Origin of the sequence: Streptodolium elevatio, assembly GCF_040649515.1 — a bacterium.
Classification (GTDB): Bacteria; Actinomycetota; Actinomycetes; order Streptomycetales; family Streptomycetaceae; genus Yinghuangia; species Yinghuangia elevatio.
The window spans coordinates 1-11,288 of sequence record NZ_JBEZFP010000209.1; the positions used below are offsets into that span (position 1 = coordinate 1).

General features: G+C 72.7%; 10 protein-coding genes. 2 read left to right on the forward strand and 8 right to left on the reverse strand.

From position 1 onward, the window contains the following. Positions 1-106: 106 nt before the first annotated feature. From AB0C36_RS41070 to ssd, 7 genes are all read right to left on the reverse strand, one after another. Positions 107-496 (reverse strand): Rv3654c family TadE-like protein, encoded by a 390-nt coding sequence (locus AB0C36_RS41070; protein ID WP_358364390.1) that lies wholly within the window; start codon positions 494-496, stop codon positions 107-109. Continuing rightward, positions 493-909: a TadE family type IV pilus minor pilin gene (locus AB0C36_RS41075; protein ID WP_358364393.1), complete on the reverse strand. Its 417-nt coding sequence runs from the start codon at positions 907-909 to the stop codon at positions 493-495. The genes AB0C36_RS41070 and AB0C36_RS41075 overlap by 4 nt, the downstream gene beginning before the upstream one ends. Next, positions 896-1,408, reverse strand: coding sequence for a DUF4244 domain-containing protein (locus AB0C36_RS41080; protein WP_358364396.1), 513 nt, complete (start codon positions 1,406-1,408; stop codon positions 896-898). Before AB0C36_RS41080 ends, AB0C36_RS41075 begins: the two co-directional genes overlap by 14 nt. A gap of 127 nt (positions 1,409-1,535) precedes the next feature. Then, on the reverse strand, positions 1,536-2,312 hold the full coding sequence (locus AB0C36_RS41085) for a type II secretion system F family protein (protein WP_358364397.1): 777 nt from the start codon (positions 2,310-2,312) through the stop codon (positions 1,536-1,538). Beyond that, entirely contained in the window at positions 2,300-2,962 is a 663-nt protein-coding gene (locus AB0C36_RS41090) for a type II secretion system F family protein (RefSeq protein WP_358364398.1), read from the reverse strand. The genes AB0C36_RS41085 and AB0C36_RS41090 overlap by 13 nt, the downstream gene beginning before the upstream one ends. A 729-nt stretch (positions 2,963-3,691) precedes the next feature. Next, entirely contained in the window at positions 3,692-4,855 is a 1,164-nt protein-coding gene (locus tag AB0C36_RS41095; protein WP_358364408.1) for a TadA family conjugal transfer-associated ATPase, read from the reverse strand. Between the two features lie 761 nt (positions 4,856-5,616). Beyond that, complete coding sequence (gene ssd / locus AB0C36_RS41100; RefSeq protein WP_358364400.1) at positions 5,617-6,717, reverse strand: septum site-determining protein Ssd; 1,101 nt, start codon at positions 6,715-6,717, stop codon at positions 5,617-5,619. A 1,043-nt stretch (positions 6,718-7,760) separates the two neighbouring features. Between ssd and AB0C36_RS41105 the strand changes: the two genes are divergently transcribed. Next, positions 7,761-8,579 (forward strand): HAD family hydrolase, encoded by an 819-nt coding sequence (locus AB0C36_RS41105; RefSeq protein ID WP_358364410.1) that lies wholly within the window; start codon positions 7,761-7,763, stop codon positions 8,577-8,579. 583 nt (positions 8,580-9,162) lie between these two features. Here AB0C36_RS41105 and AB0C36_RS41110 read toward each other — a convergent pair. Next, entirely contained in the window at positions 9,163-9,984 is an 822-nt protein-coding gene (locus tag AB0C36_RS41110) for a Fic family protein (RefSeq protein WP_358364402.1), read from the reverse strand. Between the two features lie 186 nt (positions 9,985-10,170). On the opposite strand from AB0C36_RS41110, the gene AB0C36_RS41115 reads away from it, so the two are divergent. Next, a complete protein-coding gene (locus tag AB0C36_RS41115) occupies positions 10,171-11,154 on the forward strand; it encodes an ATP-binding protein (RefSeq protein ID WP_358364405.1) in 984 nt (327 codons plus the stop codon). Positions 11,155-11,288 lie beyond the last annotated feature (134 nt).

Consider the following 11,288-nt stretch of genomic DNA (forward strand, 5'->3'; position numbering starts at 1 on the left):
TCCAACTCCCCCCCACCCCCACCCCTCCCCCCCCCCCCGCCCCTCCCCGCACCCCCCCGGGGGGGGGGGGGGGGCCCCCCGGGGCGCCGGCCCCCCCACAACCGGGTCACCGGGGGCCTGCGCGCGCGGCGACCTGGGCCTTGCCGAACGGACGAAGGAGCAGTGGTGGACGTGACTCGGCGACGACGTCGACGAACTCGCCCCTGAGCACGCACATGACCAGCGATGCCCCCTGTTCCTCGGCCATCCGACGGGCCTCCGCACACGCGTTGCCCTGCCCTACTGCCGCGTGAGCCGCGGCGGACAACGCCGCCGAGTCCGCAGCCGCTGCGGCGCGGTGACGCGTCGCCACGGCCGCGCCGTACGCCAGCATGACCATCGCCAGGCACACCGGTAGCAGCGACCAGACCGCCACCCAGACGGTCGCGGAACCCTCCTCTCCGTGTCGCTCGACCCGGAATCGACCGGGAAGCGCCGGTCCTGCGGGCCCCGTCACGGGGGTGCCGCCTCGTCCACGGCAACTGCCGTGTGATGGACAGGGATCCGCAGCCGGTGCCACGGCCCGGGAAGCGGTACGTCGGCAGTCACGCGGACCCGCACACGCCCGTCCCGCTTCGTGTGTTCGGTGACCGCGCCGCGTGGTGCCAGTTCGTGCACAACAGCCAGGGCATCCGCCGGCGCCTCCCCTCGTGCGAGCGCCCGCGCACCGGCCTGCGCGGCGTCGACACAACGGATTTGCAGCGCCACGGCGCCGACGACTGTCGTGAGTGCAAGCAGGACCAACGCGATAGCCGGAAGCGCCATTGCCGATTCCGCGGTCACGTATCCCCCGTCGGAGGAGCCGAACTTCCGTTTTGGTTTTCGCTTCGTCGGCGCCACCGGCGGGTCGGGCGCGTCAGAAAGTCGCATTGAGCGCCTTTCCGATGACCGCGCTCAACGCGTCCGTCACGACATCGCTGGTGACCACCTTGTAGAGCGCCGCGCTGAATGCGACCGCCGCTACGGTGCCGACCGCGTATTCCGCCGTGGACATTCCGTCGTCACGCCGGAGAAGCCGTCCAAGTCGACGGAACAGTGGGCCACTTCGCTTCCGCATGCGCAGCACGAGAACGCGCGGAATACCGGGCTTCCGTTTGGCGGACGACGGCTCCGCGAAGGCCTGCGGGTGGTCGGCTTCCGTCGGGTAATCGGCTCCGGCCGGGTGGTCGTCATTCGGTGCCGTCGCGGTGGGCGCGGGCGGTGCCGCGAGGGTCTTGGCGACCGGGTCCGGGACAGCGTCGGTTGCGGCGGTTGCGGCGCTGGTCGTCGCCAAGGCCGTCGAGACGGTGGAGGTTGCGGGGGTAGCGGTCGGCGTGACGGGGGAAGTCGTTGCGTCGGTCGGTGTGACGGTGGTGGTGGTGTCGGACATGGAGGTCCTCCAGTTGTTCGTGGGCCGGGCGTCCGGGGATGGGGTCGGAGTCGGAGTGGTCTCGGAGTCGGGGCGGGAGCCGAAGTCGGAGTCGGAGTCAAGGCGGGAGCTAGCGTCGGGGTCGGCGTCAGGTCTGCGCGAGCAACGGCGTCGCCAGGCCGACGACGACGGGAAGCACGCCGATCAGCAGGAAGGCGGGCAGGAAGCACACGCCGAGCGGCAGGGTGGCGCGTACGGCCGTGCGTCTCGCGGCTGCGGTCAGGTCACTTCGTCGGCGGTCGCGGCATTCGTCGGCGACGTGCGCGATCCGTTCCGCGAGCGGCGCGCCGCCCTCACCGGAACGGGACAGCGCACGGGCCAGCGGCGCCAGTTCGCGGGACGCCGCGAGGGCCGACCAACTGCGCGCCGGATCACCGCCGAGACGTACCGAGGCTGCCGCGGCCCGCAGTTCGCTGCCGAGCGGACCGCCGATCGCGTCGGCGACCGCCGTCACCGCCTCGACGGGAGGCGCACCCGCGGCCAGGCAAGCCGACAGCAGATCGGCCGCGGTCGGAAGGTCGGCCGCCATGCGCTCACGCCGGAGACGATCGGCAGCCGGGGCTATGCGCCCGAGTTGCCGGTCCACGGCGAGACCGACGAGCGGTGCGGCGACGACTCCGGGGAGTCCGCCGATGACGAGTGCGGCGGCCAGCCCCGCAAGTGCGGCTGCTGTTGCGCGGCGTACCCGGGCCTTGCGGGCCTCGCGCGTGTCCGGCGCGGCGGGCCGCCCTCCGTGACGGGTGCCAACGGCGGCCTTCAGTCGATCACGGCCGCGGGTTCGAGGCGCCGGGACGGCGAACCACACAGCGCAGGCCGCGAGTACGCCGACGACCAGCAGACCCGGCGTCGCGGCTACGCCGTCCATCGTGGTCCCCGGGCGTCCCGGGCGATGCGGTCCGTCCAGTCCAGACCGAGGGCGATGAGGATCAGTCCCAAGGTGAGGCAGCCGATGCCGAGTGGCGTGTGCAGGAGTACGTCGAGCGGGTTCGCACCGACGCCCTGCCCCAACAGCAGGCCCACGAGCGGCAGGGCCGCGAGAAGGCGGGCGGTGGTGCGGGCGCCGGACAACTCGGCTTCCAATTCACGGTGTCCGGACTCCTCGGCGCGCAGGCCGACGGCGATCCGGTCGAGGGCGGGCGCGAAACCCGCCCCGCGTTCGGCGGCCACGCGCCAGCAGGCGGCGATGCGCGCGAGGGCGTCGGCGCCCGGCGCCGCGGCGGCTCGCACGAGAGCGTCGGGGATGTCGCCGCCGACGCGGGCGACGGCCACCGCCTCGGTGAGGCAGCTGCGGACGGGTCCGGTCAGGACCTGGGTGGCCGCCGTGAACGCTTCGGACGGCGGCTGCCCGGCCCGCAGTTCGCCGACCATCGCGGTCGCCAGCTCCGCGATGCCCGAGCGCCGCTCGACGGCGGCGCGCAACGCCTCTGCCCGGGCGCGCCGCCGCACCGAGTACACGGACGCCGGTAACGCGAGCACCAGAGGGACCAGGGATCCGGTCGTGGCGGCGAGGAGCATCGAACACCCCAGGAGAACCACGGTCGTACGTGCCTCGGGGGCGAGGACGGCGGCCCGCAGTCTGTTGCCGGCCTTGGCGGCTCGGCTGGCTGGGACGGTGAAGGCACGTGCCCCGTCTGGCCCGTCTGGCCCGTCTAGCCCGTCTGACCCGCCAGGCCCGTGAGGTTCGTGGACTCCGCCGAGTGCCCTGCCCCCGACCGGCGCGGGGGCCGCGAGGTCGCGGACTCGCGCCCGGCCCACGCGGGTGCCCGCGATCCAGATCGCACCGGCGGCAAGGACCGGGGCCAGAAGGGTGCCGACGGCCAAGGAGGTCGGGAACGGCGTCGCGAGGGCAAGGGGCGGTGGCGTCGAAGACGCCGAGGTGGTGAGGGAGGTTGCGAGGTAGGTCATGTGGAGCCGCCTGTCTGGATCGCCAAGGCTGACCGAGGTGATGGGCGTGTCTTCAAACTCGCGCCGCGCCCGCGACGCCTGGCACACCGCCGGGCCCCGACTGCCCTCCTGGGAACGGTGTCGCCGACTCCCTGTCGAGTCCCGACCGAAGGCGCCTGAAGGTGACTGAAGGCCACCGGGGACGTGCTGCGCGGTTGCGCCTTGTGGTTGCGGACGCGCTGGGTGTGGCGAGGCAGCCCGGCGCCGGAGCTCTCCGACGTGGGTGCGAGGCCGCGAGTCGGCGCTGCGGGCCAGAGCGGGCGCGAGGCGTCCGCCCTCGCCCAGGCCGGGGCGCGGTGGTCAGGGGCGCCACCAGCCCGCCAGGCGGGCGGCCAGGCGCGGAAAGCCGGGGCCCTGGCGGTGTGGGGCCGTGCGGTCGAGGAGCAGCGCCGGCACGGGATGCACGAGGCCTCGCGGATTACGTTCCAGGACGTGGATTTCGGCGACACGGCGGAGTCCGTCCCGGTCGCGTACAAGATGGACGACCACGTCGAGGGCGGCGGCCAGTTGGCTGTGCAGGGCGTCGCGGGTGAGGCCGGCCGGGGAGGCGAGGGCTTCGAGACGCGCGGGCACATCCGCTGCCGAGTTCGCGTGGATCGTGCCGGCTCCTCCCTCCTGGCCGGAGTTCAAAGCGGCCAGCAGCTCGGTGACTTCGGTGCCGCGCACCTCGCCGACGACGATGCGGTCCGGACGCATGCGCAGCGCCTGACGGACGAGGTCCCGGAGGCTGACAGCGCCCGCCCCCTCGATATTGGGCGGCCGGGACTCCAGTCGGACGACATGGGCGTGTCGGGGAGTCAGCTCGGCCGAGTCCTCGATCAGGACGAGGCGTTCGGCCGGGTGCGCGGTCCCCAGGAGGGCACCGAGCAGCGTGGTCTTGCCCGTTCCCGCACCTCCGGAGATCAGGAATGCGCACCGGGCGGCGACGATCGCCCGCAGGATCTCGGCCGCCTCGGGTGGGAACGCCCCGCAGGTGACCAGGTCGTTCAGCGACATCGTGGTCCGGCGGGGCACCCGGAGCGAGAGGCAGGTGCCGCGGACCGCGATGGGCTTGAGGACGGCGTGCAGGCGGACGCCGTCCGGCATGCGCGCGTCCACGTAGGGCGAGGCGTCGTCCAGGCGCCGGCCCGCCGAGGTGGCGAGTCGCTGCGCGAGACGTCGGACCGCGGCGTCGTCGGGGAAGGTCACCCGCGTACGCTGCGGCCCCGCGCCGCGGTCGATCCACACTTCGTCGGGTGCGTTGACGAGCACGTCGGTGACCTCGGGGTCGGCGAGGAGCGCGTCGAGGGGGCCGGCACCGACGATCTCGGAACGCAGGGCACGCAGAACGGCCATGACGGTCGCGTCGCCCAGTACCCGGCCTTGGGCGCGGAGCGCTTCGGCGACGGCGGCGTGCGTGGGATCGCGGCCCTCGGCTGCGAGGCGGGCGCGCACGCCGTCGACGAGCTGTGGATCGATCGGCATGTCGGTGGGCGGGAAGTCGGGTGGCCCCGCGGGCCCGGGAGGTGCGGGCGGCCGCGGCGGCATGGGCGGAGCGGGTGGCACCGAGGGTGTGGTCGGGGGCGGCGGCGCGCTCGGAGGTCGCGGCGCGAGCGGATGCCGCGGGGCCGGAGCGACGGGAGCCGCGGCGCTCGCGAGCGGGCGGGGGCGGGGACGGCTGCTGTCGGCCTCGGGTGTGGTCGGAATGCCCTGGAGCGACGTATGCGTGGGCGGCAGCAGGGGGTGTGCGGGGTAAACGCCGGTCTGCGCGCGGGCGGCGGTGCTGGGGCTCATGAGCGACTCCTTGGCATGGGACAGGCGCTGGTCGACCGGGTGCCGGTCGGACGGGTGGTAGGGCAGGTGGTGCTGGGACACGGGGTGGTGGAACAGCCGGCAGTAAGACGGCCGGCTGAGGCGCCGGAGCCGGTGGAAGTGACCTGTGGTTGATGTGGCTTCGGATACGGCGTCAGGTGAGTGGCTGCGAGCGAGCGGCTGCGTTGGCGGTCGCTGCGTCGGCGGTCAGATCGGGCCCATCGGATCAAGCGCATCGGATCGGCCTATGCGGATCGGCTGTGCGGGACGATCGACGCGGATCAACCTCTGCTCGGATCGACCTGCGCGCGGATCGCTTGATCGGGTTGCACAGAACCGCCGACCCTGTGATCCGCAGTGCGGGTCGCCGCGGCACCGCACTGAAGGGTGGGGCAACGGGGGCTGGGGCGCTGCGTGTTGCCGGTGGGTTCGGTTCACGCGACCTCCGAGTGGGGTATGGGCATGGCCCGGTCCAGGAAGTCGCGGCAGAAGCGGGCGAGCGGACTGCGCGACTTCGTGCCGGGGGCTTCACCGCGTTCGACCGACTCGACGAGGCCGGACTCGTGCCGGAGTTCGCCGGCCAGCGGGAGGCCGGCGTTGGCCGCGACCTCGTCCGGCTCGAGTCCCGACGGTGACGGGGTACGGACGACCGCGCGCAGATCGCGGACGACCGGTCGGACGAGCGAGACCACTTGCGCCGCGGCGGCGATCGCGCGCAGCTCGGCCGGGATGACGACCAGGCCCGTCCCACACTGAGCGAGGGCCTCCTCCGATACGGCGTCCGGGCGCCGGGGCATGTCGACGACAACCACCTCGTGGCGGCGTCGGACCGCGCCGACGATCGCGCGCATCGCGTCCTGCGGAACCCCGCCCGGGGCGCCTCGGTCCCAGGACAGCACCGTGAGCCCGTGCAGGCGGGGCAGCGCGGCCGACAGGGCACCTCCGTCGACGCGCCCCCGTGCGCCCCGCAGATCGGGCCAGCGCAGCCCGCCGACGGCCTCGCCGCCGAGCAGAACATCGATGCCGCCGCCCAGCGGGTCCACGTCGATCAGGGCGGCGGTGCGCCCGCGTTGCGCCGCCGTGACCGCGAGCGCGCAGGCGAGAGTGCTCGCCCCTGCTCCCCCGCGCCCGCCGACCACCGCGACGGACAGCGCGGCGCTGGTGGCCCCGTCGGCGATGTCGGCGAAGCGGTCCACGAGCCAGGCCTCGGCGTCGGGCAGGAAGATGACATGGTCGGCGCCGACCGCGACGGCCCGCCGCCAGACCTCGCCGTCGTCGAGGTCGGAGCCGAGCAGCACGATGTCGTCGCGGCGCGGGAGTCCGCAGCGGGCGGCCTCGTCGGCGAGGTCGTCGCCGACGATCACCAGCGGGCTCGCGCCCCAGGCCGCGCGGGCCGACCCGGCGTCGGCGCAGACCTCGGGCTCGATGCCCGTGACCGCGCACAGGCGCAGGAGTTCGTCCAGGAGGCGCGGATCACCGGTGACGAGCAGCGGACGCGGCGGACCGACCGGGCGTGGTGGTGACAACGAGGACATGGCCGAGCTCCCGAGGTACGTGGACCGGCCGCCGCACGCGCAGGCGCGCCGGCTCGGTCGGATGTGCTCGGGAGGTCGGTTCGCTTCATGGGTTCACAGAGGCTTGGGCCACGTCATCCGGGCGCGCTGCTCCCACGCGGTGCCCGACTCCGACGGCGGCTCGAAGCGGGGCCTCGAAGCTGCGCGTTGGGGTCGTGCGTCGGTCGTGCGGTGGAGCGTCGCGGTGCGGTGGTGCTGTCCGGTGTGCGGCCTCCCGAAGGTCTGCCTCAACCTTCGGGCACCCCGGGGGTTCGGCCGAGCGGGTGGAGCAAAGCTGGGGATAACCCCGCCCTGTGGATAACGGAATCACCCTTTTGAGGGATGGTGAAGTAACGATCGAGTGCATATGTACGGGCGATGTGACGGAAATCGCGGAACTACGCGCGGAACTCTCCGATCCACCGACACGAACAACCAACTCGAAGAAACCAGAAGGAACTTGACGGAACCCAAGAGAACCCGAAGAAATCCGACCGGATCGCCCGACGCGCCGCCGATGTCAAGTCGCCACGCGGGGAGGGGCACCGGATGGCGCAAGCGGGTAAGTCCGGGGCGGGCAAGCTGTTAGCGAGCGGATAGCACGAAGCGGAAGAGTCGGCGGCGAGCAGCGGTCGAGCGCGCCGACGCGGCACGCCGCAAGCCCGCGTACGAGCCCCCGTACGGCCCCGCGCGCGCACGTCGCGCACCCGCTCGACAAGGCCGGAAGGTCTTCCTCCTCGGGACGGAAGTCGCCGCCGTCGGGCCCGGAAATCGCCCCGACGAGCAAGGATCACCTGCGGTACCACTACGGGAACCCACCGCCGAAGCGTCCGCGCGAAACCGTCTCGGACAAGCGACGACCCCCGCCGGGGGGGAGAGCGGGGGTCGTCTCCACGGCCGACTCGGGGGGGGAGGAGCCGGACCGGGTTAGCACGGTCGCAGAACGATCCGTGGCTTCCAGGATGTACCCGAGAGGCTTCTCGGGCAAACCCGTGTGCCTGAGTTTACGCCGAATGGCTCCCCCTATCCTCAGGTACGTGGAAAACCACGTACCCAAGCGGACCGCAGCGTTCTTCGATCTCGACAAGACCATCATCGCCAAGTCCAGCGCGCTGGCGTTCAGCAGATCGTTCTACCAAGGCGGTCTGATCAACCGCCGGGCCGTGCTCAAGAGCGCGTACGCCCAGTTCGTGTTTCTCGTGGGCGGCGCCGACCACGACCAGATGGAGCGCATGCGCGAGTATCTCTCCGCGCTGTGCCGCGGCTGGGATGTGCAGCAGGTGCGCGAGATCGTGGCGGAGACGCTGCACGATCTCATCGACCCGCTGATCTACGACGAGGCCGCGTCGCTGATCGAGGAGCACCACGCGGCCGGCCGCGACGTGGTGATCGTCAGCTCGTCGGGCGCCGAAGTGGTAGAGCCCATCGGGGAGATGCTCGGCGCGGACCGGGTCGTCGCGACGCGCATGGTGGTCGAGGACGGGCGGTACTCCGGCGAGATCGAGTACTACGCGTACGCCGAGAACAAGGCGAACGCGGTGCGCGAACTCGCCGACAGCGAGCGCTACGACCTGACCCGTTCCTACGCTTACAGCGACTCCGTCACCGACCTGCCCATGCTGGAGGCGGTCGGCCACCCCTACGTCGTCAACCCGGACCGGGGCCTGCGCCGCGAGGCCGTCGCGCGCGGCTGGCCGGTGCTGACCTTCAACCGACCCGTGCAACTGCGCCAGCGCGTCCCGACGTTGCCCGTCCCCTCCCGGTCCGTGCTGGCGGCGACGGCACTCGGCGCGGGCGCCGCCGCCGCGGGCCTGGTCTGGTACGCCGCGAAGCGGAGGCGCTGACCGGGCCGGGTACGAGCCGAACCGGCAAGACAAGCAGGCCGGCAGGCACTGGCAAGCAACACCTGTGCGCGAACTGCCCGGCGAACCGCAGCCGAAGCGACACCGAACCGCGCCGCAAACACGCCGCAAAAACACGCCGCAACCAGGCCGCAAAGGCGCCCGATTGATCACCTTCGACCCGAAAGGTAAAGATCTTGGGCGAAGGGTTCCGCTGACTCCGGCAACCCAGTAGAAAGGGGATCAACGGCCCGCGGGACCGCCTCCGGGCGGGGTGGCGACACCCCACCGAGGCAGACGGCCACACGGACCGAGCACGGACATCGGGAACCCACGCGCGACCGACCCTCGTAGGGGCCGAACGCGCCGGACCACCGGGGCTTGCCCCGGGCCGGCCGTCATAACGGTGCACGCTCTGGTACCCCGTTGTACGTGACGAGTGGCGGCGTCCTCCCCGTGGGCGCCGCCAATTTTTTTGCGCCCGCAACCCGCCGACACCGTGGCACTGCGGGACGGTGGCACAGCAGCACAGCAGCACGACACCGACCGCGAGCCGCGAACCACAGACCGCACCCGCCACGCGCGCTCACATCCCGCGCATGACCGCCTCGCACACCGCAACGCTCTCGCGCGCCCCCAGCGTCACGGCCTCCGCGCAGTGCCCGACCCACCCCGCGACACCCTCCGGCGTACCGGACACATAGCCACGCAGCGCCTTTTCGTACGCGTCCGCCCCCAGATCGAGGTGTCCCACCTCCGGCACGACCGCCGACTTCGGGTCGAGCCCGCGCGTAATGAGCACAATGCGCTGCGCCGCGCGCGCGACGAGGCCGTTGCCCCACACGAACGGCTGGAGCGCCAGGATTTCGCCGTGTACAAGTGCGGCGACGACGATCGCCGGTGCCTCACTTGGCTCGATGAGCAGCCGTGCCAAGCCGTCCAGGCGTGCGGTCACCTCGTCGGCGCCGGGCAGGACGCCGGGGTCGGGGCGAACCGCCACGTCCTCGCCGGCCAGGCGCGGGCGGCCGAGCGCGTCCGCCGGCACGACGTCCGCGGCGGCGACCATGTGCAGGCGCGCGAGGACCTGAAGTGGGCTGCGGCGCCAGATGTCGACGAGGGTCCCGTACTCCGCGGAGAGCCGCAGTGCGCCCCCGACGATGCCGGCTTCGGCGTCGTCGGTGCGCGAGTAGTCGGTGCGGCGGCGCACCTCTTCGAGGGACCAGTCCGCGCCCTCGAGTGCGGCGCTCGCGCGCGCCCCGCGCAGGGCGGACTCGGCGCTGATCTCGGGGCTGCGGCGGCGCATCGTGCGGTGCCCCAGCAGGGCGTCGACGGCCTTGCGGGCGGTCTCGACGGCCTCGGGCACGCCGGGCAGCGCGGCGACGGCGGCGAACGGGTCTCGGGTGTCCACCCGCCGACCCTACGCGCAACGCGCGCCCCCGCGCGTACGCCCCCCGGCGCTCGCCGGGCCCGGCGGCCCTTCCGAGGGTGCACTCACGCTCCGATTTGACGCGGACACGAAGCGCGACGGATGATCCTTGTCGAAAACGATTGTCACTCTCGACAACGTGGCTCCCCGCACGGAAGGACCGACCGCGTGAAGATCGCCTTCGTCGGCAAGGGCGGCAGCGGCAAGACGACGCTCTCGTCCCTCTTCGTCCGCCACCTGGGCGCCGCCGGCCTCCCGGTCCTCGCCGTCGACGCGGACATCAACCAGCACCTCGGCGTCGCGCTCGGGCTCACCGACGCGAAGGCCGCCGCCATCCCGCCGCTCGGCGCCCACCTCGGGCTCATCAAGGACTACCTGCGCGGCGACAACCCGCGCATCGCGTCCGCGGCGGAAATGGTCAAGACGACGCCGCCCGGGCGGGGTTCGCGGCTCCTGCGGCTCGACGAGGACAACCCCGTCTACGACGCCTGCCGCCGTCCCGTCGGCAGCTGCTGCAGCGGGATGCGCATCATGGCCACCGGTCCCTTCGAGGAAGGCGACCTGGGTGTGGCGTGCTACCACTCCAAGGTCGGCGCGGTGGAGCTGATGCTCAACCACCTCGTGGACGACGCCGGCGAGTACGTGGTCGTCGACATGACCGCGGGCTCGGACGCCTTCGCCTCCGGGTTGTTCACGCGCTTCGACATGACGTTCCTGGTGGCCGAACCGACCCGCAAGGGCGTGAGCGTCTACCGGCAATACCGCGAGTACGCGCGCGACTGGGACATCTCCCTCGCCGTCGTCGGCAACAAGGTGCAGGGCCCGGACGACCTGGCGTTCCTGCGCGAGCACGTCGGCGCCGACCTGCTGACCTGGACCGGGCAGTCGGAGTTCGTGCGCGAGGTCGAGAAGGGCCGCGCCCCCGGCTTCGAGCTGCTCGAAGCGGACAATCGCGCGGCGCTGGAGCGCATGCGCGAGGCGGTGGACGCGACGTACGAGCACCGCGACTGGCAGCGCTACACCGCGCAGATGGTCGAGTTCCACATCAAGAACGCGCACAGCTGGGCCAATTCGAAGACCGGTGTCGACCTGACGACCCAGGTGGACCCGGAGTTCGTGCTCGGCCCGGCGGCGCTTGCGGCGCGGGTCTGACCACGCCCTCCCGCAACCGGAGAGGGCGGGCCCGCACTATGCGGGCCCGGCCCACCCGGCGGAGGGTGGGGAGCAGGGGCCCGCCCCCGGCGGGGTGTGACCTGGGGGCCCGCCGGGCTGGAGGGGGAAGAAAA